Origin of the sequence: Streptomyces sp. NPDC057486 (genome assembly GCF_042802415.1) — a bacterium.
Taxonomy (GTDB): Bacteria; Actinomycetota; Actinomycetes; order Streptomycetales; family Streptomycetaceae; genus Streptomyces; species Streptomyces yanii.
Map to the genome: position 1 here is coordinate 19,541 of NZ_JBHVEE010000081.1, position 23,481 is coordinate 43,021.

Sequence of the window (23,481 nt, forward strand, 5' to 3'; positions counted from 1 at the left end):
CCCCGTAAACGGTGAACCGAGTTTTGAGGTGGCCCATGAGCACTCTCGAAGAACAGATCGACGTTGCCGTTCCGATCGCTGTGGCCTGGGAAAGCCTCCACCAGGTGGAGACCTATCCGAGATTCGTCGAAGGAGTACGCGAGGCTCGTTCGCAGGACGGGCACCGGGCGCGCCTGGACGTCGACGCGGGCGGCCGAGCCCAGGAGTTCGAAGCCGAGATCACCGACCGCGGCAAGGAACACCTGATGGAGTGGCAGACCACGAGCGGTCCCGACCTGTCGGGAACCTTCTCACTGCTGCCCATCGACCGTGAGCACACCCGAGTCCAGGCCCGGATCGAGTACGACCCGAGCACCCTCAAGGAGGCGTTCGGCGGGCCGAAGGGATTCGCCCAGGCAACCGCGATCGAACGGCTTGTACGGGACGACCTCGAGCACTTCAAGGAGTTGGTGGAACGGGAACGGTGAGGCGCCCCCACCGATAGGGATTGGCCTCACGCTTCGCGAGGGAGCACGACGACAGCGCGGCCCGCGGCCCTCGTTGTATCCGTGCGCTCAGCGCGGCGAACAGCAGGGGTGTGGTGCTCACCGCGCCGGTCGCAGCACTAGGGCGTGTGCCACGGGGCGCCGGGCCGGGTGGGGCGCGCGTCCGCGGCGAGCCTGAGCGCGTAGGTCGCGCGGTCGGCGCCGTGCAGGGGGCCGAGGTAGTCGTGCCCGACCATGTGGCACCAGGCCGGCAGGTCGAGCGGGGCGGCCGGGTCGGTGGCGATGACGTGGACGACCGTGCCCGGCTCGGCGTCCGCGATGCGGGACCGCAGGCGGAGCAGGAGAGTGACGCACAGCAGACCGGTGCCGTCGACGGTGATGTCGGCGGCCGGTGCCGGGGAGGCGCTCATCGGGGCAGGGTCTGGGTGACACGCCACAGCCGGCGGGGCAGGTCGCCCTCCTCGAAGGGGTGGACCTCCTGCGACTGCCAGCCGTCGGCGAGGGCATCGACCAGATCGCGGGGGAAGAAGTGCACCGCGAATCCGCCGTGCTCCCAGATGTCATCGCCGTGCCCGGTACCGGCCCCGTAGTGGGCGTCCCCGGTATGGCGGACGGTGTAGACGAAGACGCCGCCCGACCGCAGCACCCGGCGCACCTCGCCGACCAGGGCCTGGATCTCCTTCGTGGACAGGGCCATGCACAGCAGCATGTGCGCGAACACCGCGTCCACCGATCCGTCCGCCAGCGGCAGCGGCTCGCGTACGTCGTGCACCACGGTGGCGATCCGCTCGGCCACGCCCTGGGCGTCGGCCGCCTCGTGCAACTGCTCCAGGCCGACCGGGCTGAAGTCGGTCGCCTGGACGGTGAAGCCCTCACGGGCGAAGAAGACGGCGTCGCGGCCGTGCCCGGCCCCCAGCTCCAGAACCTGGCGTGCCCCGGCTGCCCGGAACACCCGCGCGGCGTGGACGGCCGGCTCGGACGGCTCCTCGCCGTACATGCCGGGGTGCTCGCCGTATGTCCGCTGCCAGTGCTCCCGCTGAGCTCCGGCGAGCTCCGGCTCGTGCTCCGACATGCTGACGCCCTTCTCCACCGCCCGGTCCCGTGTGGGCCAGCCTAAGGGCCGTGCCGTGCGGAGCGGCGTCCGGTGCGTGCCATCGCACGGCGGCCGAAAGTGCTTGGAGCCGGAACCACCAGGGCTTCTGGCCAACGCGGAAGGGGGTCACCCCGGCCCTTGAGGCCGTGGGGCAAAGCTTGCCGGGAGGGGCGCTGGATCCATGCCGATCCGCCGCAGCGGGCGGTCGTCGGGGGCGTGGGTGAGGCCCTCGCGCCGAGGAGCTCGACCTGGCCCCCATGGCCGTTCTCCGGTACGTCGGTACGTCGCTCAGGGCGCAGGCGGTCGAGGAGCCGACGAGGACGATCCGTGCGGCAGTGCCCGCGCCGTCCGGCTCGCTACGGCGGCGGATGTGCCGATGTCGAGTGCCTGCCGGGCGAATCGGAGGGCGTACGGCAGTGCGGCCCGGGTGAGCGGGCCGGCACCGGCGGCGATGGCTGTGGCTGCGACTACGGGCTCTGCGTATGCGACGGCGCGCCGCAGGACGGCAGGAGTCCACAGTCGGCTCGCGTGCCGCAGGGCGGGCAGGTCGGGAAGCGCAAGGGTCAGGGTCCGGTCGTCGGCGTCGGGGCGCGACCAGGTGAGTTCGATGCGCATGAAGCGGCCTCCACAGGAGGTTGGGCCCGGTGACTGCGGTGGGCGTTCGGGATGACGGCTCGGGACCGAGCCGGGCACTCATGCCGTCGCCTTCTCACGGCCCGGGTCTCGCGCGGGGTGTCGGTCAGCGATCCGCAGCGGCCTCTGCCGGGACCGGGACGCCGGTCCTCTCGGACTTGTCTCGGCCGGGAATTCACAGCGCAGCGGACTGCACCGCCGACTACGCCGAACGGCGCATTCGGACATCTCCAGAGTTGCCGAAGCAGCCCGGTCTGGTCAAGGTTGCCGGAAAGGTGAGAAGTGCCACGGCATCGACGTGTATGCCTCACCTTCGCTACGGAGGGAGAGCGACCATGACTGACAGTTCCCATGCGCATGGCTCAGGGGACACGAAGGTGCAGCATCCCGTCCAGGAGACGTTGGCGCACCCCATGCAGACGATGACGACGGCCATGGAGAAGGTCCCTGGCGCCGAGCGGGTCAAGGGGTTCGTCGACGGTGTCCTGGACTCCGTCGGAATCGTCTCGCCCCAGACACGGCGGGTCGCGGCTTACACCGGTGCCGGGCTGCTCGGCGTGGCCGGTGTGGTCGAGTGGCCAGTGGTCGCGGCAGGCGCCGCCGTGGTGTGGCTCACGCAGCCGCGTCCCAAGGACGTCGCGGCGGCCCGGACAGCCGGCGAGGCCCGGGCCGAAGCATTGCAGGCGAAGCACGCCGCCGGGTCGGCCAAGGCGTCGACCGCCACCGGGAAGGCGAAGACCCGTCCGGGCAAGGCCACGTCGGGGACGGCGAAAACCCGCGCGCCCAAGTCGACGAGCACCTCGGGCACGGCGAAGGCCCGCGCGTCCAAGGGCGCCGCCGCGAGCACCAAGGCAGGTGGGCGGAAGAAGCCTTGACGCCGACCTTCCATCCGCTCCGACGACCGTTCCGCCGCCGGCCCGTGCGGCAAGCCCACGAAGGTGAAACATGCTGCTCCGCTTGCTGACAGGGCTGCCCGCCGTGGTCCTCCGGAACGCCTTGGCTGCCCCCGTCGAGGCCACGCGCCGGATCGCCCCGCCGACCACCGACACGGCCCGGATGGTGGCCGAGCTGGTGAGCGCCGGTGCGCGGGGCGCTGTGAGCGGCGCGGCGGCGGTGTCGGCGACCGCACTGCGGGTCGGCAGGGTCGCCCGCAACGCCGTGACCCCTCACGTCGGTTACTGGCACGCCGGCTCCCGCATGCACCTCGCACTGCGACAACATCCGGACGCGCAGGAACCCACCGCGGAGCGGCTCGAGGCCGCCGCCGAGAAAGTGGCCGTCGAGCTGGCCGAGCACCCCGAAGTGCTGATCGCTTACTGGGACGGCGGCCTGGGTCGGCTGGTCGTGGAGACCACCGAGGATGCCATCGGCGAGCATGTGATGGACTGGGTGTCCGAACTTGCCGCCGAACACGGGCTGGTGCACGTCGGTGACCAGACGCTGGAACACGCCCACCCGGGTGCAGCCGGGGGTGTGCGCGCCAATGCTGTCGCCGTTGCGTGCGACGTGGCGGGCATCGCCACCTCCCTCGTGGCACGGACGGTCTTTCTGAAGCCGGTGCCGGAGGTCGTCGTGGCCACGGTCGTCGTGATGCGTGAGGACTCCCGGGTACGGACGGTGCTGAGCCGCGCGCTGGGCGCGGACATGGCCGATCTGGTGCTTGCCGCGGCCCATGCGGCTGTCTGTGGGGTCGGGCAGTCGTCGAGTCCGCTGCTGCTCGACGCGGCTTTGCGGACCGCGCAGTTGGTGGAATCCGTTGCCCAGCTCGCGACGTTCGACGCCCTGCACGACACGCTGTGCGCTCCGGGCAGGCTGACCGTGGCCGGAGACGACGTCGTACGTCCGCCGCTGCGTTCGTGCCCCGGCGAGCAGTACGCCGACGCCGCGATCAACGGGATGCTGGGCGGTGCCCTGGCCACGCTCCTGTTCACCCGCAACCTCGATGAGGCGGCCGAGACCGTACTGGCCGGTTCGCCCAAGGCTGCGCGCTACGGCCCGGCGGCCTTCACCGCGGCGCTCGGCAGTGCCCTGGCGCGCGAGGACGTGCTGGTCCGCAGCCCGGATCGGCTGCGCCGGCTGGAGCTTGTGGACACCGTGGTCCTGCATCCTGAGGCGCTGCGCGGCACTCGCCGCGCGGTGCTCGAGGTCCACCCCAGCACGGCCGGCTGGGATCACCGTCGGCTGTGGCGGGAGTCCACCTCGGCCCTGAGTGCGCTCGGGGGCGGGGCAGTGCCGTCCGGGGAGGCGGGACTCGGCCTGCGACCGGTGCCCGACGAGTTGACGTCGCACACGGCACGGTCGGACACGGGACTGATGATCGCGTCGGTGCGCGGCGAAGACGTCGGTACCGTCCTGGTCGGCTGGGAGGTCGACCCGATGGCCGAGGCCGCGTTGGACGCGGCGCGCCGGGCCGGCCTGCACGTTGTTGTGCCGGACGACCACTCGCTCGGCGAGTTCGGGACACTGGCCGACCAACTCGTCCCTATCGGGATCCCGTTGGCCGAGGTGGTGGCCGGCCTGCAGAGCGACGGGCGGACGGTCCTGACGGTGGCGCGCGTGCCGGACGACCGAGCCGCAGCGGAACGGGCGTCGACAGCGGCCGCCCGCGACGTACTCAAGGGGCTGCTCCGCAGTGACATCGCCGTCGCCGTCGCCGACGAGCGCAGCGCTGTCGTCTGGGGCGCGGACATTCTGCCGCTGCGCGGGCTGGAGGGCACGTGGCGGTTGCTGTCCGCGGTGCCCGCTGCACGGGCGGCCGCCCGACGGTCCAAGTTCCTCGCCGAGGCGGGCGCCACGCTCTCCGAGCTCCTGGTACTCACCCGCGGAGCCCGGACACAACGGGTCCCCTTCCCCCTCGAACTGCGGATCAGCCCTGTCAACATCGCCACCGCCGCGTCCCTGGTGTCGGGCTGGTTCACCGCGCTGGGTGTCGCCGCCCGTACGGTCCCGCACCCCGGTCCGCGGGTGCCCTGGCACGCTCTGCATCCGGAGGAGGTCATGGCCCGGCTGGCGAGGGCGCCGCGGGCCGCGCCCACCGCATGGGCGGTGGTGCGGACCCGGGCCGGCCACGTCGTGGGCGCCGCAGCCGCTCACCCGGCCTTCGCGCCGACACGGGTCGGCGCACGCCTGGCAGGCGCCGTGTGGGCCGAACTCGACGACCCCTTCACCCCGATCCTGCTGGTCGGTGCCACCGCGTCGGCGCTGCTGGGGTCCCCTGTGGACGCGTTCCTCGTCATCGGCGCCGTCGCGGGGAACGCCTTGGTCGGCGGAGTGCAGAGGCTGCGCGCGGAGCAGGCACTGTCCGAGCTCGTCACCGGGCAACGGCGGACAGCCCGGCGCCTCCCCGACCTGTCAGCAGATGAGGCGTCCCTCGTCGAGGCCGAACGACTGGCGCCCGGCGAGGTGATCGAGCTGCGCACCAATGACGTCGTGCCGGCCGACGCGCGCCTGCTGGAAGTCAGCGGCTTCGAGGTCGACGAGTCCTCGTTGACCGGCGAGTCACTGCCCACCCGCAAACAGGTGGACGCCGTACCGCAGGCGCCCGTCGCCGACCGCAGTTGCATGGTGTTCGAGGGCACCACGGTGGTGGCCGGCCACGCCCGCGCCGTGGTGGTGGGCACCGGCGACCAGACCGAAGCCGGCCGCGCGGCGTCCCTCGCCGCCCGGGTCCCCACCTCGGCAGGGGTCCAGGCACGACTGCACCGGCTGACCCGCCGGGTCCTGCCCCTCACCCTCGCCGGCGGCGCCGCGGTGGCCGGTCTGTCCCTGCTGCGCGGCCGCCCGGTGCGCACCGCGCTCCAGGGCGGGCTGGCAGTCGCGGTGGCCGCCGTCCCCGAAGGCATGCCCCTGGTGGCGACGGTGGCGCAGATGTCCGCGGCGCGGCGGCTCAGCAGGCTGGGTGTCCTGGTCCGCACGCCGCGCAGCCTGGAGGCTCTGGGCCGCGTGGACACCATGTGCTTCGACAAGACCGGGACCCTCACCGAGAACCGGTTGCGGGTCGTCCACGTGGTCACTGCCACCGGCGCCGAGCAACCGGCGTCGGGCCCCGAAGCGGAACCGGTCCTTCGCATCGCCGCCCGAGCCTGCCCGCGCGTCGCCGAGCAGCCGGGTGTCCACGCCCACGCCACCGACGAGGCCGTCCTGGCAGCCGCCCCGCGCGAGACCGGGTGGACCACCGTGCGGGCCCAGCCCTTCGAGGCGAGCCGGGGCTACGCGGCCGCCGTCGGAAGCGACGACGACGGCGAGGACACGCTGGTCGTCAAGGGGGCGCCCGAAGTCGTGCTGCCCTGCTGCCCCGATGCGGATCCGACAGCCGTCGACACGGCGCATGCCCTTGCCGCCCAGGGTCTGCGGCTGCTGGCCGTCGCCCAGCGCCGCCTCTCGGCGGAAGAGGCGGCGGAGGCTCTGGACAAGCCCCTTGAACTGCTGGAACTCATCGGGTTCGTGGCACTGGCCGACACCCCTCGCGCCAGTTCGGCTCCGCTCGTGTCCGGTCTCGGCGAGGTCGGCGTACGACCCGTCATGCTCACCGGCGACCACCCTCAGACCGCCCGTTCCGTGGCGGTCGCTCTGGGCTGGCCGTCGGATGTCACGGTCGTCACCGGTGACGAGCTGGCCGCACTCGACCGGGCGGGCCGGGCGCGCCTGCTCCGGGACTGCGGCGTGGTGGCTCGCGTCGCACCCGAGCAGAAGCTTCAGGTGGTCGAGGCGCTCCGGGAGGCGGGGCGCGTCGTGGGCATGGTCGGGGACGGCGCCAACGACGCCGCCGCCATCCGCGCCGCCGATGTCGGGGTCGGCATCGCGGCGCGCGGATCGGCCGCCGCACGCAACGCCGCGGATCTCGTGATCACCAACGACGAACTGTCGGTTCTCATCGACGCCATCGGCGAGGGCCGTGCCCTGTGGCGGAGCGTGGCCGACGCGATCAGCATTCTGCTCGGAGGGAACGCCGGCGAGGTCGGCTTCTCCGTACTGGGCACCTTGCTGTCCGGTACGTCGCCCCTGACGACGCGTCAACTGCTGCTGGTCAACCTGCTGACCGACATGTTCCCGGCGATGGCGGTCGCGGTCACCCCCCACGATCCGGAATCCACCGGTGAGCCCACCGCGGCCGACGACGCACCCGTAGGCCTGGCCGTCCTCGGCCGGCCACTGACCCGCCAGATCCGCCATCGTGGCCTGATCACCGGAATCGGCGCGGCCATCGCATGGCTGATCGGCAGCCTCACTCCGGGCTCGGCGCGGCGCACCAGCACGATGGCCCTGTGCGGTGTGGTCGGCGCCCAGCTCACCCAGACCGTCGTCGGACGCCGCCACAGTCCACTGGTCCTGGCCACCGTCCTCGGCACCGCTGCCGTACTCATCGCCCTCGTCCAGACGCCCGGCGTCAGCCACTTCTTCGGGTGCACGCCGCTGGGCCCACTGGCGTGGGCCGGTGTGGCCGTGGCCGTCGGCGCCGCCGCCCTCGGACCCCGCGTACTCCCGCAGGCCGACCGGCTGGTGGCCGACCTCACCTCGCGGGTGCGTCCCGTGGTGCGGCTCGCCCACTGACGACCTGAAGGTGATTCAGCGCGGCGGCGGGAGTCGGCAGAGGCAGTCAGGAGCCACCTGGCGACCCGCGCGGCCACGCTCCGGGGCCGCAACGGGTCGAGACCGCTGCCCGGCCGTCGTTGCGGCACTGACAGCGTTCAGCCCCGCCCGGGGCTGTCCGGGCGTCGGATCACGGGCAGCTCCGCCGCAGGTCGGGAGGGCTGCGTCCGCCCCCGGTCGGGTGGTCTCGACAGCCGGGCCCTCGCTCCTTCGGTGTTAGCGTCGCGTCCATGTCCAAGACCGAGATCGACGCACTGACCGCCGAGTTCTTCGGCGCCTTTGACAACCGGGGCGGCAAGGCTGCCGACGTGGACCGGATCCGGCGGCTGGTCCTTCCGAGCGGCGTGATCGTCACGACCGCCCCGAAGTTCACGGTTTACACCGTGGACGAGTTCATCGAGCCCCGCCGGCGGCTGCTGTCCGACGGCCGACTGGTCGAGTTCTCCGAGTGGGAGACCTCCGAGCGGACCGAGGTCGCGGGCGATATCGCGTCGCGGTTCGGCGAATACCGCAAGTCCGGGGTCCTGGACGGTGAGCCGTTCGAGGGTGTCGGGACCAAGACCATCCAGTTCGTCCGCACCGCGGACGGCTGGCGGATCACGGCATTCGCCTGGCACGACCGAACCTGATTCGTCGGCATCCCGTCGGGGCGGGACGTCCGGCAGAGGGCGTCCCGTCTTCATGCGGTTCGCGGTCGCCGGATCACTCCTTCGAACCGCCGCCGCAGCCGCATGAAGACGGGACGCCCCTCCGCACAGCAGGAACGGACCGATCAACTCCCTTTCCGCGTAAGGAATTTCTGCACGCGTCACCTGCGGTCTTTCCGCCTGCCGGCAGACACCACAGGGAAGAGATGCCCCACCTCTTGCCCACAGTCGAAGAGGTCCGGCCGGCTGCCCTGGAGCTCCCCCTCGCCCGGGGCGCCGGAAGCCGAAGGTCTCACGCGCCGTTCCCCTGCCCGGATTACGGGGTCATCGTGTCCGGTAGGCGTCGATGACGGTTTGGGTGAGGGTGTTCCCGCCGGTGTCGGTCAGCTCCGCGCGCAAGGAGACGCCGGTCTCCGCGCGCGGGTTGTGGATCGTGACGGCGCCGCCCTCGACCGGGGCCGGGGTCCACGAGGCGCCGCCGTCCACGGATACCGAGACGGCAAGCGAGCGCACACGTCCGTCCGCGGCGGCGCCCAGCACCGTGACGGGGATACGGAGTGTCGCGTCCGCCGCCGCGGTGCCGGTCGGGCTGAGCGCGGGCGAGAACCGCACGACGCTCACCGGCACCGGGGTCGGGCCGGTCGTGGTGAGCGAGCTGAAGGTCCACGACGCGGTCACACGCGTGGCGGTGCCGGGCGCGCCCTTGCGATTCACCGTGCTGGTGAGCCGGTACCCCGCGCTCCCCGGCGGCACGGTGAACGCGGCTCGTCCGGGGGCGCCGGCCTGGGTCCCGACGCGCACGCCGTCGCGGTGAAGAGTGGTCGAGGCCTTGTCGTACTGCGGTGACGACGGCACGTGGCCGTCGCCGTCGGCGAGCAGCGGGACATCGACGGTGACGCGGTCGCCGTCGCGCACGACGCCGGGGCGGCCGGTGAGGTCGGGGCCGAAGACGGCGTTGTCGAAGGTGTGCGTGGTCGTGCCCCCGGCCCGCACCGCGACGCCATTGGCGCTGTAGCGGTTCGGTGCCGCGCCGCGCGTACCGGGGGCTGTGCAGGTGATGTCCCAGGTGCCGCGCTCAGGCGTCACGAGGTAGGTCGCGGTGCCGGGGGTCGCCAGCATCTGGGCGACGCCGACGGTCGGTCCGGCACTCGGTTGCAGGTCGACGGACACGGTCCCTGCGGTCCCCGGCCGGGCCGCGCCGCGGATCTGCACGGTGGCCAGGTCCTCCGGGGAGGGGTGCCGGGTGAGCCCTGTCAGGGCGCGGGGGCCGGTGAAGGTGTAGCCGAGCGCGTAGCCGACGGTCCCGGTCGTCCAGTACGCGTCGAACCACTGCTTCACCGATCCGGGTTCGCTGTCGGGGCCCAGATGCGCGACGCGCAGGTTCGGGCTGGAGCTGATCAGGTTGGCGTCCCGGGTGGCGCCGTCGTGCGTGACCTGGACGAACATCGCGCTGTGCAGGAAGTCTGCGGAGCGGTCGGGCGGCCTTACGTCGACGGGGACGGTGGTCCGCGCATCGACGGTGACGGTGGTGTCACGGTCGAGGTCGAGGCGCGGTTGGACGATCCAGTCCGTCCCGTCCGCTTCGTTACCGGTGGTCAGGGAACTGTCCAGGAGGTACCGGCCCCGGGGCAGGCGCACGGTGGTCGTGCCGGAGGCGTCGTAGGGATGGACGGCCTCGTCGGCACCCGGGCCGGAGATTCCGGTGACGTTGGTGGCGTAGTCCCCCGTCCTGTGACCGGTGCGGTCGAGGTGAGTGATCGTCAGGGCGTATGTCGTCGGCTCCGCGGCGAAGGCGGTGGTGTCCCATGCGGGCGTCGCGCTGCCGACCAGGGCCACGGCGAGAGCCAGAGTGCGCAGGACGCTCCGGCGGGGTACGGAAGAACTGTTCATGACCTGCACTGCGCTCCCGGGCGCCGTCGTTCCCGTGAGCTGTGTCACGCCGGGTGCGGCGGCGCGGCCCAGGGCGGCACGTGTGGCGCACGTCACCGGAACCGGCGCAACGGACGTGGCAGAGCAGAGTGTGGAATCACTCATGAGGAATCGCTTCCGCCGCGGAGACCGCGACGCCTTGGGAGAGCTGTACGACGAGCACGCCCAGGTGCTGTACCGCTATGCCCTGCGGGTGACGGGCGACTGGGCGGAGGCCGAAGACGTCGTCTCGGCGACCTTCCTGGAAGCATGGCGCAGCCGGGAGAAGCTGCGCCCCGACGGGGACAGTCTGCGCCCGTGGCTGCTGGGAATCGCCACCAACATCATGCGCCGCAACGCACGCGCACGCCGACGCCGCGAGATCGCGCTCGCCCGCGTGCCGGAGCGCGGTTCGATTCCGGACTTCGTCGACGATCTCGTCACGCACCTCGCGGATGCCGAGCAACTGCGCGCCGCACACACCGCACTCGCCCGCCTGCGGCGCCGCGACCGAGAGGTCTTCACGCTCGTGGTGTGGGCCGGCCTGGACTACGCGGCCGCAGCCGACGCACTCGGTGTGCCGGTCGGCACCGTCCGGTCACGCCTGTCCCGCGCCCGTACCCGACTGCGCGAGCTCGCCGACGCCGAAGCCCGCGCCGCGCGTTCGCAGGCCACGCCGGCCGGAGCCGATCGGCCCGCCGCGGCGGAAAGCAGGGAACACTCCGCCAGCCCCGCCAAGCCAGTACCGGGCCGCACCCCCGTTGCCCGGCCGTTGACCCAGGAGAACCACGGATGAACACCTCCCCGCGGCGCCGTACGCATCAGCGGTCCGAGGAGACCGAACGCCTCGGACTCACCGGCCTGCTGCCCCCGCCACCGGTCCCCGGCCTGGATCCCGACCGTGAACTGCTGCTGAAGGAAGCACTGCTGCACAGGGCCGACCTCGCCGAACCGCCCGGCGTCCGCACCACCCGGACCTCGCGCCCGCGCCGGCGCCTGATCCGGGTCCTGGCGCCGGCCGTCGCCTGCACCGTTGCGGTCTGCGGCGTCGTGGCCGTGAACCTCGCGGACAGGCCTGGGCATGGCACCACCGCGGTGACGCGTGGCGGCGCCCCCCGCGCACCCGAAGTGACACAACTCCTCGACCGCATCGCACTCGCCGCCGCCGGAGGGAAGCAACCGACGGTCCGTGCCGACCAGTTCGTGTACATCGAGAGCAAGGTCGCCTACGCCGCGCAGAGCGCCGGTGGAGGCCCCGTGACCATGGCTCCCGTGCACACGCGGCAGGTGTGGTCGTCCGCCGACGGCAGCCGCCCCGGCCTGCTGCGCGAGGGGGGCGGGCCCGACACCCCGCTCGACGCCGACGCACCGGTCCACACCCTCGACGGCCCAGGAGCGACACCGCGGCCGAGCACCTTGGACGAGAGAGGCCCGTCGGTCGGCAACCCGACCCACCGGTACGTCGCGTCGCTGCCCACCGACCCCGACGCCCTGCTGAAACTGATCCGGGACGAGACCCGCGGGCAGGGCCAGGACCCGGACCAGCGCGCATTCACCGCGATCGGCGAACTGCTGGCCGAGACCTGGGCACCCCCGCAGGTCAGCGCCGCGCTCTACAAGGCCGCTGCGCGGATCCCCGGGGTCACGGTGATCCATGCGGCCACCGACGCCACGGGACGCGAGGGCGTTGCCGTCGCCCGTACGGCGCACGGGCAGCAGACGCAGTGGGTCTTCGACCGGACCACGTACGCATTCCTCGGTGAACGCACGGTCCTCACCGAAGCCGGCGACGCCGGCCCGGCAGGGACCGTTGTCGGAACCTCCGCGGTCCTCACCAAGGCCGCAGTCGACCGTGCCGGCGAGACTCCCGCGCCGATGACCGCATAGAGGGTCAGCCGTGCACACGGGCCGCGCCGGATCGCGGTTCCACCGGGTCCGGAAGCTACCGGCTCCCATCCGTTCGGCAAGCCGAGAAGACCGCAATGGGCGATTGAGGCGGCCGATGGCAGCGGTGCGGGACGGGGAGCCGGTCCCGGCCGGGACACGACCGTGGAATCGGATGGCACCGGCCCGTGTGCGCGCCGTTCGGCGACCTCGTCCCCCAGCGGGTCCGGCCCCCTTCCGCAGCCGGCCCCGGGACAACAACGCCCTGTGAGCAAACGTCTCCGAGCCGGGCGGGGCAAAGCCGCTCCGCCCGACACCTGTGCCAGTGTGAGGTCATGCGTCGTGCGCTGGCCGCCCCTTTCGCGGTCGCGGCCCTGGCCGGTGTCATGCTCGTCCGTTCGTGTGGGGCGGGCACCGGAACCGAGGACCCCGGCCGCCCCGGCATGCGGGGGCGGGCGGCGGCAGGGGTCGAGCAATTGACCGTCAAGGTGGCGGAGATCCTGCCCCACGACCCGAAGTCCTTCACCCAGGGCCTGGAGATGACCGGCGGCATGCTCTACGAGAGCACGGGCCTGACCGGACAGTCCTCCGCCCGGATGGGACCGCCGGGCAAGTCCCCGGTGGCCCGGGCCGAGTTGCCCCCGCCGCTCTTCGGTGAAGGAATCACCGTCATGGGGCCGACGCTGTTGCAGCTCACCTGGCAGAACGGCATCGCGGTCGAACGGGACGCAAGGACGCTGGCCGAGTTGCGCCGGGTCCCCTACCCGGACGAAGGCTGGGGGATCTGCTACCAGCGCGGGCGCGGGCGGCTGGTGACGAGCAACGGCACCGACCGGCTCGCCTTCCGGGACCCCGGAACACTCCTCAGGACAGGGGAGATCACCGTCACCGCCGATGGGCGGCCTGTGGGACAGCTGAACGAGCTGGAATGCGTCGGCGACATCGTGTACGCCAACGTCTGGCCCGAGGACCGGATCGTACGTATCGACGCCACCACCGGCAGGGTGACCGGAGACATCCAGGTTCCGGCCCTGCTCAGCGCAGCCGAGAGACGGCACGCAAACGTCCTGAACGGTATTGCTGCCGTTCCCGGAACCGATCAGTTCCTGCTCACCGGCAAGTGGTGGCCCAAGATGTTCCGGGTCACCTTCGTTCCCAGGTGAACTGCGGCCCGTCATTCCGGCATCACGAAGACTGCCGCGGTGAAACCCACACCGGGTACGACCCGGAGCGCGCCCGGGTGCGCGCCTGTCCGGGGGCTTACGAGGCGTCGCCACGCGGACACTTCGGCTGAGCGGGCTGCGACGCCTGCGCTTTCCCCGCGCGCGAGACGCCGGGCCGGCTGCCGGGGTGGACGGGGCGGGGGGCTGATGCGTGATGATGTTGCCCAGTTCAGTGGGTAGTTGGCCAGAAGAGCCGGTTGGGGGTCCTCCTTGTGAATGATGCGGTCGAGTTGGCGGACATGATCGCGCAGCTGCGCCAGGAGCTGAGCCGGGCGATGTCAGCCGGTGAGGACGCCGACCTGCGGTTCAAGGCGGAGCGGGTGGAGCTGGAGCTGACTGTGGGGGTGGAGCGGACCCATGAGCCGGGGGTGAAGGTGCGGTTCTGGGTGTTCGACGCGAGCGCGACGGCGAAGCGGTCGGCCACGGTCACTCAGAAGCTCACCTTGACGTTGCAGCCGGTGCGCACGGACACGCCGGACCAGATGGCGTTGATCTCCGGGGACGAACTGCTCGGTGAGGACTGAGGGGGCGGCCGTGAGCGAGGGGCTGGACCCGCACCGCATCGCGGAGGTCATCGTCACCACCACCGCCGGCAGCGGACGGCGCGGGTCGGGGTACCGGGTCGGCGACACGGCAGTGCTGACCGCGTTCCATGTGGTGGCCGAGGCCGCAGACGTGCAGGTGCGTTTCGACGCCGACCGACCGGGGCAGTGGGCCGCAGCCGCGGTGGTGGCCTGGTCGGACACCGGAACCGATGTGGCTGTGCTGACCTTTGCGCCCCAGCCGGATGCCACTCCTGTGACACCCGCACGGTTCGGGCGTATCGGCGCCGACCGCCATGCCGTCATCGATGTGCATGCAGCGGGATTCCCGCTGTGGAAGCGTCGACGCAGCCCCGATGGGAGGCAGTTCCGGGAACTGCACCAGGCGGACGGGACCGTCGCGGCACTGTCCAACCTGAGGACCGGCACCTTGGAGATCACCGTTCCGGTGGCGGCTGCCGACCCCGACCCCCAGGTGTCGCCCTGGTCGGGGATGTCGGGCGCCGCCGTATGGGCCGGGAGCCACATAGTCGGGGTGGTCGCCGAACACCACCGGTGGGAAGGGATGGGCCGGCTGGCAGCAGCCCGCATCGACCACACCCTGCGCAGGGTCGGTGAGCCACGTCGGAGTGAGCTGGCCGAGCTGTTGGTGATCGACGACCCACAGGCGCTGCCCGACGTGGGTGCCGAGCCGCCCGCCTCGGACTCTCCGCCGCCGCAGGCGGGCGCGAAGGTCATCGGGCTGCCCGTCACACATGGGCTCGAGTTGTTCAAGGACCGTGCCGAGGCACGCGAGATGATCGGCCGTCACCTCACGGATCCGGCCATCCGCATGGTGACCGTCACGGGCCGACGGGGCATGGGCAAGAGTGCGGTCGCCGCCAAGGTCATGGCGATGCTGGAGCAGGGCGAGTGGCCGGGCCACGCCCGGGCGCCGCTTCCGTCCGGACTCGTCCATCTGAGCACCCGCACGTCCGGTGTCTCCCTGGAACGCCTCTACCTCGACTGCGCCCGCGCGCTCGGCTCCGATCGCGAGACGCGTCTGCTGGACATCTGGGCCACGAACCGCTCTGTACAGGACAAGATCAGTGAGTTGTTCGCCGCGATGGGAGATCAGCTCTTCATCATCCTGATGGACAATCTCGAGGACCGGCTTCAGGACGACGGCCGACTCGACGACGACGAACTCGCGATCTTTCTCGACTGCCTCTTCCGGGCACGGTCCACGCCACGGCTGCTGGTCACGTCGCAGATTCCGTTGCGGCTCGCACCCGAGTTACGCCGTTTCGCCGCGGAAGTCGAGCTGTCCGACGGGTTGCCGCCCACCGAGTCCGTCGCGCTGCTGCGCGAACTGGACCACGACGGCAGCCTCGGCGTGGCGCAGCTGTCCGACGATCAGCTGCTGCAGGCGGCGGTCCATGTCCACGGGGTCCCGCGCGCGCTGGAGCTGTTGGTGGGCGCCGTGGCCGACGACACGCTGACGCTGCCGACGCTGCAGGACGTGCTGGAGGACTTCACCCTGCGCGGCGACGTGGTCGCCGGCCTCGCCGGGGACCGGTACCAGCGGCTCGGCCCTGAAGCCCGAACGGTGTTGAACGTCCTCGCGGTGCTGCGCACGCCCGTGCCACGGGAGGCGATCGAGTGGATCGTGGGCGGTCTCGATCCGGGCCTCGACGTCATGCCGGTCCTGTCCCACCTGCTCCGGATGCGCATGCTGTCGGTGGACCGGGCCAGCCGCACCTTGGCCCTGCACCCGATGGACGCCGACCTCGCGCACGGCGCCATGCCACGGGACGGCACGCTGGGACGGCAGTCCATGGAGCGGCGGGCGGCCGACTGGTACGCGAGTATCGCCCCGCCCCGCGAGGACTGGCGTGGTCTGGACGACATACAGCCGTACCGACGCGAATTCGACCACCGGGTGCGTGCCGGGGACATGAACGGGGCCGCACTGGTCCTCGCCACCATCAGCGAATGGATGGTCTGGCACGGCTCGGTGCTTGCGGCGAACTCGATGCACCTGACACTGGAGGAACAGTTGACCGACGACCGGGCGCGTCTCGCCCATCTCATCAGCTTCGGACACGTCCGGTTGGGCGGCGGCCCGTTGGCACACGCGACGGAACTCTTCACCGAGGCGGCCGACCTGGCCGAACGACTCGACGACCGCCATGCAATGCAGAACGCCATGTTCGGCCTGGGCGATGCCTACCGTCAGCTGGGCCGCCTCGACGCCGCCATCGGCCCGCTGGCCCGGGCCGGCGATCTGGCGCATGAGAACAACGACGCCGAAGCCGAGGTGCATGCCATCCTGAGCCTCAGCCTCGCCCACAGCACCCTGGGCGACGGGGCGGCGGCCCTTGCCGGTGCCGACCGGCTGCGCGAACTCGCCCGTACGTCGGGGGACCTGCTCACCGAGGCCCGTTCATGGAACGCCCGCTTCACCGCCCTGCTGACCATGGGCCGCTGGGAGGAGACCATCGCAGCGGGCGACAGGGCCGTGCGCGCCTACCAGGACGCGGGTATCCAGGAAGCCACGGACTACGCGCTGAACGCCAAGGGTGTGGCCATGCTCGCGACGGGGCGGGTGACGGAAGCTCTGGCATCGCTGGAGGCGGCGCTCCAGGCGGCGTCGGCGATGGAGAATCCGCGCACCGAGGGTGTCTGCCTCTACAACATGGCGTGGGCCCACTGGACGGACGGCGGGTACGGACAGGCCGCCGAGACGGCCGAGCGAGCAGCCGCCTCCCTGCAGCTCGCCGGGGCCACGGAAGCCGCCGCGGCGGAGGCGCTCGCCGAGGCGGCCCGCGCCCGGGCGGTGCCCGATCCGCAGGCGGCCGCCGACGCGCTGGTCCGGGCCGCCGACGGCGTCGGGGGCAATGTCGAGATGGTCCGTCCGGCCTGGCTCATCGAGGAGGCGGGGCGGTTGCGCGGCGAAGCGTGACGCTCGGCGACCCGGATGCCCTGGTGGTGACGGGTGCCGTGAGCGCCGTGCTCAGGTTCTTGCTCCCGATCGCTGCGGGTGTCATTGATTCCCGAGCTCGGAGCGGGTGACGCGTTCGCCTCCCGTCGCCCGCTCCGCAACAGCCCGCTCGCCACTACTCGCCGATGCGTACCATCGCGAGCGTGATGTTGTCGGGGCCTCCCGCCTCGATAGCGGCCTTCCACAGCTCGAAAGCGGCCCTGCCGTCGTTGTGCACGCGCAGCAGACTGTCGAGCGCGTCCTCCGTCACCGGGTCGGTCAGCCCGTCGGTGCAGACCAGGTAGCGGTCACCCGCGGACAGCGCCGCCGTCGTCACGTGGGGCGTGATGGCGCTGAACCGGCGGGCACCGCCGAGCGCCTGTGTGACCAGTGATGTGGTGCGGCGTCCCGGCGCCAACGGCGGGCTGTCGTCCACGCTCACCTGGCGGAGTCCGTCCCCGGTCGCGTCGAGCACCCTGCTGTCGCCGACGTTGAAGGCAAGCAGCGACTCCGCCAGCACGACGGCGCCCGCGACCGTGGTCCCCATGGCGACCAGTTCCGGATTGCCGTCGGCGGCTGCGTACACCGCATCGTTGCAGGCGTTCAGAGCGTCACGAACGGCTTCCTCGCTGTCCAATGAAGGACCGAACGAAGCGAGTCGGCGGACGACCAGTGCACTGGCCACTTCGCCGGCGGGCTGCCCGCCGATCCCGTCGGCGACCGCGACGACGAGCGGGGTGCCGAGAGGAAACAACAGCGTCTGCGGGTTCTCGGTCACGGTGCCGCACAGCGTCCACGGTCCGACCACGAGGCTGTCCTCGTTGTGATCGCGAATGAGCCCGGTGTGGCTCAATGCAGTGACGGCTATGTACGGCATCGAAGGCCCCGCTCTCCGCAACGGCAGGCGCGTCCCGCATCTCCATTGTGGCGCCGTGGGTACGCGGACGCTCCGGCCGCGCTTTCGCGGCGCCGGACTTCACTAGCGGACGAGATAGTATCTTCTGCGATACTATCTTCTGGACTGGATGGTCAGGAGGGACCGCCGTGCACCGCTTCATCGGCCGGGACCGGGAGATGCGCATTCTGGGGCGGACGCTCGACGAGGTCCGGGCTGCCGCAGGGTCCGCGAAGCCTGGACAATGCACGCTTCTGCGTGGTCGGCGACGGGTCGGGAAGTCCAGCCTGGTCGAAGAGTTCCTGCAGCGTGCCGGGGTGCCGTATCTGTTCTTCACCGCGGCCGGCGGGTCGGCCGCGGACGAGCTCGCCGAGCTCGCCGATGCGGTGGCGACCTCCACCCTGCCGGGGCGCGGCCTGTACTCCGAAGAAGCACCGACCCAATGGAACGCGGCCTTCAGACTGCTTGCGGAGATCCTGCCCGAGGACACTCCGAGCGTGGTCGTCATCGACGAGGTTCCGTACCTGATGGACCGCGTCGACGCCTTCGAAGGCATGCTGCAGCGAACCTGGGACCGCCTGCTCAGCCGCAAGCCGGTGTTCCTGCTCCTGATCGGTTCCGATCTGTCGATGATGGAGGCGCTCAGCAGCTACGACCGCCCCTTCCATCAGCGCGGGCGCGACATGGTGCTGGGGCCGCTCACCCCGGCCGACATCGCCGAGATGCTCGACCTGGACGCCGCCACCGCCTTCGACGCCACGCTGATCACCGGCGGACTCCCGCTGCTCTGCCGGGAGTGGCTCCCGGGGGCCTCCATGTGGGAGTTCCTGACCACCTCGCTGGAGAACCCGACCTCCGCCCTCCTGGTCTCCGCGGAACGCTCACTGGCTGCGGAGTTCCCGCCCCAGGCGATGGGCCGGGAAGTCCTGCGCGCCATCGGCACGGGGGAGCGGACCTTCAGCAACATCGCGCGGGCCGCCGGAGGCATCGCGCACAGCACCCTCAGCCGGGCCGCGGAACTGCTCATCGACAAGCGTGCGGTGGCTGCCGAACTCCCGCTCTCCCTGCGCCCGTCCAAGGAACGCCGCTATCGGGTGGCAGACCCCTACATGCGGTTCTGGCTGGCCTTCGTCGAACCCCACATGGCGGAGATCGAGCGCCTGCGCGGGGACCTCACGCTCGCCCGGATCAGGGACCGTTGGACCACCTGGCGCGGGCGCGCGGTCGAGCCGCTGATCCGCGAGTCGCTCGCACGCGCCCTGCCCGATGACCGGCTGCCCGCCGCACCGGCCATCGGCGGCTACTGGACGCGCAGCAACGACGTCGAGATCGACCTGGTGGGTGCCGACCGGCAGCCCGTCGCCAAACGGCTGCTGTTCCTCGGCTCGATCAAATGGCTGGAGACCTCGCCGTTCGACGGGCACGATCTCGCCGCACTGCACAGACACCGGGCAGCCGTGACCGACGCTCCTGTGCCACTCGTCGCGGTCTCGCGCTGCGGAGTCAGCTGTTCGGGGCTGCAGGCCGTCTACGGCCCCGAAGAGCTGCTCGCCGCGTGGCGCACGCACCGATGAGGGACGGCGTGCGACCCGCACCCCTCGCGTCGCCCGTGCCCCTGCGTGCCACGCAGGACGCTGCACAGCTGCCGCCGGGAGCGTCCTCGGACCGCCCGGAGCAATGCACGACGAGATCGCCCCGCAGAACCGGAGACGCGCTGCCGGACACGCCGCGCCGCTGACGCCGGCCCTGTCCGCCCGTGCCTCCACCACGGCGCACTCGCCGGGTGAGGCGTTACGCCCCTCGGCCTCGGGGGCAGGCATCGGACCATGCCCATGCTCGTCGGAACCTCAGGGTGGCAGTACAAGGACTGGCGCGGCGTTCTCTATCCCCCCGGGCACCCGCAGCGGCTGTGGCTGGAGGAGTACGCCCGGCACTTCGCCACCGTGGAGAACAACAACGCCTTCTACCGGCTTCCCACGGCGGAGATCTTCGCCTCCTGGCGGGAGAGGACGCCGGAGGGGTTCGTCATGGCGGTCAAGGCCAGCCGCTACCTGACCCATCTGAAGCGACTGCACGATCCCCAGGAGCCGGTGCTCCGGCTCATGGATCACGCCGAGGGTCTCGGCGACCGCCTGGGACCCGTACTGCTCCAGTTGCCTTCGAACTTCCGTGAGGACATCGGGGCTCTGGACGCCTGCCTGAGCTGCTTTCCCGACCGGGTTCGGGTGGCTGTCGAACTGCGGCACACCTCGTGGTGGGAGGCGGAGCGGGAGCTCAGGACGGTGCTGGAGCGGCATGGCAGCGCGCTGTGCTGGGCGGATCGTGGGTCCCGTCCGGTGACGCCGCTGTGGCGTACCGCGCCATGGGGGTACGTACGGTTTCACGGCGGCATGGCGGAGCCGCCGCCGCGCTACGGTCGCCAGGCGTTGACGTCCTGGGCCCGTCGCATCGTCGACGCCTGGCCCGACGAGGACGATGTGTATGTGTACTTCAACAACGACCTGGGTGGTGCGGCCGTCGTGGACGCCGTGAAATTCGCCCGCGCAGCGGCCGCGTTGGGCCGGACGGTGAGCCGCACGCCTCCCGGGGCCCTGCCGGAGCAGTCCACGTCCTGAGGGTTTTCCCGCCGGGCTCAGGTGGTTCCGGGTGCGGGTCGCGAATTCCCTTACGCGGGGCGTGGCTTGAAGCAGCACGCACCTCGCCCGTCACGACGAGGCGGCCCGCACCGGTGGGACCTTCGCCCGGCGCCCCGGTGCGACCGCATGCCGTTGATTGGCGACCGTGCGGGACCTGGCTGATGATGGAAGTTCAAGGAGCGACGTCCGAAGGCTGGGCCATGGCGGTGTGGCATGTGCGGGACTTCACGCCGGACGATCTCGAATCGGTGGTGCGGCTCGACGCCGAGAGCGCCACGACCGACCAGCCCGCGGTGTTCCGCCTGTCCGAGGTCGTCGCCGCGGTGCAGGCGCAGAATCCCGGTGTCGTCGCGGTGGCCGACGGACATCTCGTGGGCGCGGCCGTGGGGCGGGTGGACGGCGACCGGGCCTGGGTGCTGCGTATCGCCCTGCACCCGGCCTGGCGGAACCTGGGGCTGGGCACGGCGCTGCTCTCCGCACTGGAGCAGCGCCTGCAGAGCGCCGGAGCCAAGATCGTCGCCGCGGTTCTGCCCGAGGAGGAGACGGGCGCCGCTGCGCTGGGCCATTCCGGGTTCCGACAGCATCGAGGGCTGACGTACTTCGAGAAGGTGCAGTCGGTGACCGCCCAGGACTCCGCGATCCTGTCCTCGCTCGGGGCGAAGGTGCCCGCTGCCGGGCTCTGGGAGAAGCTCTCGGGTATGGCGGACGAGAAACGGCTCGTCGAACGTCGACTGGTGCTTCCCCTGGCCAACCCGGAACTCGCTGACGCGCACGGCGTCGAACCGCCCCAGGCCGTCGTGTTGTTCGGACCCCCGGGTACGGGCAAGAGCACCTTCGCCAAGGCTGTGGCGAGTCGGCTCGGCTGGCCGTTCGTCGAGCTCTTCCCCTCCCGGCTCGCGCTGGAGGGCGGGCTCGCGAACGGACTCAGCCGCCGCTTCGAGGAGATCGCACAACTCGACCACGCGCTGGTCTTCATCGACGAGGTGGAGGAAGTCGCCGGCACCCGCAACCTCGCCGACCCCACGTCCGTCGGCGTGGTCAATGAGCTCCTCAAATCGATCGTGCGGTTCCGCGACCGCGACGGCAGACTCCTCATCTGCGCCACCAATACGGTCGCCGCCCTGGATCCGGCATTCCTGCGCCATGGCCGATTCGATTACGTCCTGCCCGTCGGGCCGCCCGACCACGAGGCCCGTAAGGCCCTGTGGACCAGCTATATCGCCAAGACCGGAGCCGAAGCCGACACGGCCGTGCTGGCCGAGGCCAGCGAGGGATTCACCCCCGCCGACATCAAGCAGGCCGCCCGCACGGTCGCCCAGGCCGTCTTCGAACGCACCCTCGACACCGGAGAGAGGGCCCAGCCCACCACCGAGGACTTTCTCCACACGATCAGACGCACACGTCCCACCGTCACCACCGACATGGCCCTGGAGTTCGCCGACCACACCATCCGCTACGGCCGCACCTGAAGGCCCGCGCCGGCAGTGATCCTCCTGGCGCGCCCACGGCTCGGGCAGGGGTTTCCGTGTGATCGTGGGAGTCGTACGAAACCCGGTGCCGCAGGAGAACACCCCGTGCTCGGCGAGCCCTGCCGCGGGACGGGTGCGCCCCGGTGCCCGCGGAGGTGTGCCTCGCCGCAGCCGAGGTGATCCCCTTTTTTTCCCGCCCGACCGGGTGATCTTCTTTATTGCCTTTCGGACACCTTTCCATTCCGTGTGCCCTTATGAACGGCAAAGTTGCGCAGGGTGAAATGCAAAGAGAAGGCGCATTCATTCGCCGGTGACATCTGCCACATCGATGTGCGGCAATAGGGTCTTCGAATAGTAGTCATCACCGCGACGACTTAATGAGATATGTCCGACTTGGCGTCACATGCCCCTTGCGAGGTGGGCCGAAATCCGAACGACCGGGTGGTCTCGCCCGCTCATTCGGCATGCAGGGAACCCTGACGACGCAACAGGACTTCTTACGGCCCCGGGAGCGGGACAAGCACGGCCGGGCGACCGTGGCAAGGGCCGGCCGCCACTACGAGGCTCGATAGTAATTGGGCGTGTTGCCCCGCCTCGCGGCAGTTCCAAGAATGACGGCCGCACAGCATCTCCACAGCTCAAGCCCAGGACTGCACCGAGCCTGCCCTACCGGGGCACTCCGCGATCACCGAGCGAGGTCACGCATGAGGAAGCACCGCAGGAAGACGTACTACCGGCCGATAGCCATCGCTGTCGTCGCAGCGGGAGCCGTGGGTATCCCCTCTGCGGCCATGGCCTGTCTGGGCTCTCCGGAGGACACGGGCAGCCGGCCATCCGCCCACTGGACGACCGTGAGCTCCGCGCACCACTGGAAGACCCCGAGCTCCGCGCACCACTGGACGCCCGGCCCCCGGGGTCAGAAGCCGACTGCGAGTGCGCCCACGAGCCCTGCGGCGTCTGCGAGCACACCGGCGGCACCTGCCCCGACCGCCGCCACCCCCGCATCCGCGGAGACGGCCCGCGTACTGGCGCTCGTCAACAGCGAGCGCGGCAAGGTCGGATGCTCTCCCCTCACCGTCAATGCCAAGCTGACCAAGGCCGCGCAGGACCACAGCAAGGACATGGCCGACCACCGGAACATGTCCCACACGGGCTCCGACGGATCGTCGCCCGGCGACCGGATCACGCGAGCCGGTTACAAGTGGAGTGCCTACGGCGAGAACGTCGCCTACGGCTACTCCACACCCGAGTCGGTGATGGACGCCTGGATGACCAGCCCGGGCCACAAGCGCAACATCCTCGACTGCACGTACAAGGAAATCGGCATCGGACTCGCGCAGCCCGGCCACTACTGGACACAGGATTTCGGAACGGCCCGATAGCGGACCGGGAAATCCGGCCACTCCGTGCCCCGGATCTCACGTCCGTGGGGGCGGTGCCCACCCGCGGGTGAGACGGAGCGGCCAAGGGAACAGCGGCTCGGCCCGGCGTGCGGACTCTCCCGCACGCCGGGCC

General features: G+C 71.2%; 18 protein-coding genes. 13 read left to right on the top strand and 5 right to left on the bottom strand.

Annotated elements, in window-relative coordinates:
• Window positions 1-35: 35 nt before the first annotated feature.
• Window positions 36-467 (top strand): SRPBCC family protein, encoded by a 432-nt coding sequence (locus tag ACFU6I_RS30805; RefSeq protein ID WP_384372564.1) that lies wholly within the window; start codon window positions 36-38, stop codon window positions 465-467.
• Between the two features lie 137 nt (window positions 468-604).
• On the opposite strand, the gene ACFU6I_RS30810 is transcribed toward ACFU6I_RS30805, so the two are convergent.
• The 3 genes from ACFU6I_RS30810 to ACFU6I_RS30820 all read right to left on the bottom strand — a co-directional run bounded on the left by ACFU6I_RS30810 (window position 605) and on the right by ACFU6I_RS30820 (window position 2,193).
• Complete coding sequence (locus ACFU6I_RS30810; protein ID WP_384372566.1) at window positions 605-895, bottom strand: sulfurtransferase TusA family protein; 291 nt, start codon at window positions 893-895, stop codon at window positions 605-607.
• Window positions 892-1,557, bottom strand: a complete 666-nt coding sequence (locus ACFU6I_RS30815; RefSeq protein WP_384372568.1) for a class I SAM-dependent methyltransferase — start codon at window positions 1,555-1,557, stop codon at window positions 892-894. Before ACFU6I_RS30815 ends, ACFU6I_RS30810 begins: the two co-directional genes overlap by 4 nt.
• Before the next feature lie 309 nt (window positions 1,558-1,866).
• Window positions 1,867-2,193, bottom strand: a complete 327-nt coding sequence (locus ACFU6I_RS30820; protein WP_384372570.1) for a hypothetical protein — start codon at window positions 2,191-2,193, stop codon at window positions 1,867-1,869.
• A 353-nt stretch (window positions 2,194-2,546) separates the two neighbouring features.
• Here ACFU6I_RS30820 and ACFU6I_RS30825 point away from each other — a divergent pair, with 353 nt between their 5' ends.
• The 3 genes from ACFU6I_RS30825 to ACFU6I_RS30835 all read left to right on the top strand — a co-directional run bounded on the left by ACFU6I_RS30825 (window position 2,547) and on the right by ACFU6I_RS30835 (window position 8,429).
• Window positions 2,547-3,086 carry a hypothetical protein gene (locus ACFU6I_RS30825; protein ID WP_384372572.1) on the top strand — a complete coding sequence of 180 codons (540 nt, stop codon included), beginning with the start codon at window positions 2,547-2,549 and terminating at the stop codon, window positions 3,084-3,086.
• Between the two features lie 70 nt (window positions 3,087-3,156).
• Window positions 3,157-7,761: an HAD-IC family P-type ATPase gene (locus ACFU6I_RS30830; RefSeq protein WP_384372574.1), complete on the top strand. Its 4,605-nt coding sequence runs from the start codon at window positions 3,157-3,159 to the stop codon at window positions 7,759-7,761.
• A gap of 269 nt (window positions 7,762-8,030) precedes the next feature.
• Window positions 8,031-8,429: a DUF4440 domain-containing protein gene (locus ACFU6I_RS30835; protein WP_384372576.1), complete on the top strand. Its 399-nt coding sequence runs from the start codon at window positions 8,031-8,033 to the stop codon at window positions 8,427-8,429.
• Between the two features lie 342 nt (window positions 8,430-8,771).
• Here the strand turns inward: ACFU6I_RS30835 and ACFU6I_RS30840 are convergent, their stop codons facing one another.
• Window positions 8,772-10,337: a serine protease gene (locus ACFU6I_RS30840; protein WP_384372578.1), complete on the bottom strand. Its 1,566-nt coding sequence runs from the start codon at window positions 10,335-10,337 to the stop codon at window positions 8,772-8,774.
• Window positions 10,338-10,479: 142 nt separating this feature from the next.
• Here ACFU6I_RS30840 and ACFU6I_RS30845 point away from each other — a divergent pair, with 142 nt between their 5' ends.
• From ACFU6I_RS30845 to ACFU6I_RS30865, 5 genes are all read left to right on the top strand, one after another.
• On the top strand, window positions 10,480-11,151 hold the full coding sequence (locus tag ACFU6I_RS30845) for an RNA polymerase sigma factor (protein WP_384372580.1): 672 nt from the start codon (window positions 10,480-10,482) through the stop codon (window positions 11,149-11,151).
• Window positions 11,148-12,242 (top strand): CU044_5270 family protein, encoded by a 1,095-nt coding sequence (locus ACFU6I_RS30850; RefSeq protein WP_384372582.1) that lies wholly within the window; start codon window positions 11,148-11,150, stop codon window positions 12,240-12,242. The genes ACFU6I_RS30845 and ACFU6I_RS30850 overlap by 4 nt, the downstream gene beginning before the upstream one ends.
• A 332-nt stretch (window positions 12,243-12,574) precedes the next feature.
• On the top strand, window positions 12,575-13,402 hold the full coding sequence (locus ACFU6I_RS30855; RefSeq protein WP_384372584.1) for a glutaminyl-peptide cyclotransferase: 828 nt from the start codon (window positions 12,575-12,577) through the stop codon (window positions 13,400-13,402).
• 272 nt (window positions 13,403-13,674) lie between these two features.
• Window positions 13,675-13,986: a trypco2 family protein gene (locus tag ACFU6I_RS30860; RefSeq protein ID WP_158719168.1), complete on the top strand. Its 312-nt coding sequence runs from the start codon at window positions 13,675-13,677 to the stop codon at window positions 13,984-13,986.
• A 10-nt stretch (window positions 13,987-13,996) separates the two neighbouring features.
• A complete protein-coding gene (locus ACFU6I_RS30865) occupies window positions 13,997-16,948 on the top strand; it encodes a trypsin-like peptidase domain-containing protein (protein WP_384372586.1) in 2,952 nt (983 codons plus the stop codon).
• 154 nt (window positions 16,949-17,102) lie between these two features.
• Here the strand turns inward: ACFU6I_RS30865 and ACFU6I_RS30870 are convergent, their stop codons facing one another.
• Complete coding sequence (locus ACFU6I_RS30870; RefSeq protein WP_384372588.1) at window positions 17,103-17,843, bottom strand: PP2C family protein-serine/threonine phosphatase; 741 nt, start codon at window positions 17,841-17,843, stop codon at window positions 17,103-17,105.
• Window positions 17,844-18,010: 167 nt separating this feature from the next.
• On the opposite strand from ACFU6I_RS30870, the gene ACFU6I_RS30875 reads away from it, so the two are divergent.
• The 4 genes from ACFU6I_RS30875 to ACFU6I_RS30890 all read left to right on the top strand — a co-directional run bounded on the left by ACFU6I_RS30875 (window position 18,011) and on the right by ACFU6I_RS30890 (window position 23,348).
• Window positions 18,011-19,435, top strand: a complete 1,425-nt coding sequence (locus ACFU6I_RS30875) for an ATP-binding protein (RefSeq protein WP_384372590.1) — start codon at window positions 18,011-18,013, stop codon at window positions 19,433-19,435.
• Between the two features lie 252 nt (window positions 19,436-19,687).
• A complete protein-coding gene (locus ACFU6I_RS30880; RefSeq protein WP_384372592.1) occupies window positions 19,688-20,476 on the top strand; it encodes a DUF72 domain-containing protein in 789 nt (262 codons plus the stop codon).
• A 221-nt stretch (window positions 20,477-20,697) separates the two neighbouring features.
• Window positions 20,698-21,966, top strand: coding sequence for an ATP-binding protein (locus ACFU6I_RS30885; protein ID WP_384372598.1), 1,269 nt, complete (start codon window positions 20,698-20,700; stop codon window positions 21,964-21,966).
• Between the two features lie 704 nt (window positions 21,967-22,670).
• Complete coding sequence (locus ACFU6I_RS30890) at window positions 22,671-23,348, top strand: CAP domain-containing protein (protein WP_384372594.1); 678 nt, start codon at window positions 22,671-22,673, stop codon at window positions 23,346-23,348.
• Window positions 23,349-23,481: the final 133 nt, after the last annotated feature.

Excerpts from the sequence above, each read along its gene's own strand:
- ACFU6I_RS30850 (WP_384372582.1), top strand. The coding sequence starts at position 11,148 with ATGAACACCTCCCCGCGGCGCCGTACGCATCAGCGGTCCGAGGAGACC.
- ACFU6I_RS30835 (WP_384372576.1), top strand. The coding sequence starts at position 8,031 with ATGTCCAAGACCGAGATCGACGCACTGACCGCCGAGTTCTTCGGCGCC.
- ACFU6I_RS30880 (WP_384372592.1), top strand. The coding sequence starts at position 19,688 with ATGCCCATGCTCGTCGGAACCTCAGGGTGGCAGTACAAGGACTGGCGC.
- ACFU6I_RS30870 (WP_384372588.1), bottom strand. The coding sequence starts at position 17,843 with ATGCCGTACATAGCCGTCACTGCATTGAGCCACACCGGGCTCATTCGC.
- ACFU6I_RS30810 (WP_384372566.1), bottom strand. The coding sequence starts at position 895 with ATGAGCGCCTCCCCGGCACCGGCCGCCGACATCACCGTCGACGGCACC.
- ACFU6I_RS30830 (WP_384372574.1), top strand. The coding sequence starts at position 3,157 with ATGCTGCTCCGCTTGCTGACAGGGCTGCCCGCCGTGGTCCTCCGGAAC.
- ACFU6I_RS30805 (WP_384372564.1), top strand. The coding sequence starts at position 36 with ATGAGCACTCTCGAAGAACAGATCGACGTTGCCGTTCCGATCGCTGTG.
- ACFU6I_RS30825 (WP_384372572.1), top strand. The coding sequence starts at position 2,547 with ATGACTGACAGTTCCCATGCGCATGGCTCAGGGGACACGAAGGTGCAG.
- ACFU6I_RS30885 (WP_384372598.1), top strand. The coding sequence starts at position 20,698 with ATGGCGGTGTGGCATGTGCGGGACTTCACGCCGGACGATCTCGAATCG.
- ACFU6I_RS30845 (WP_384372580.1), top strand. The coding sequence starts at position 10,480 with ATGAGGAATCGCTTCCGCCGCGGAGACCGCGACGCCTTGGGAGAGCTG.
- ACFU6I_RS30840 (WP_384372578.1), bottom strand. The coding sequence starts at position 10,337 with ATGAACAGTTCTTCCGTACCCCGCCGGAGCGTCCTGCGCACTCTGGCT.
- ACFU6I_RS30890 (WP_384372594.1), top strand. The coding sequence starts at position 22,671 with ATGAGGAAGCACCGCAGGAAGACGTACTACCGGCCGATAGCCATCGCT.
- ACFU6I_RS30820 (WP_384372570.1), bottom strand. The coding sequence starts at position 2,193 with ATGCGCATCGAACTCACCTGGTCGCGCCCCGACGCCGACGACCGGACC.
- ACFU6I_RS30815 (WP_384372568.1), bottom strand. The coding sequence starts at position 1,557 with ATGTCGGAGCACGAGCCGGAGCTCGCCGGAGCTCAGCGGGAGCACTGG.
- ACFU6I_RS30855 (WP_384372584.1), top strand. The coding sequence starts at position 12,575 with ATGCGTCGTGCGCTGGCCGCCCCTTTCGCGGTCGCGGCCCTGGCCGGT.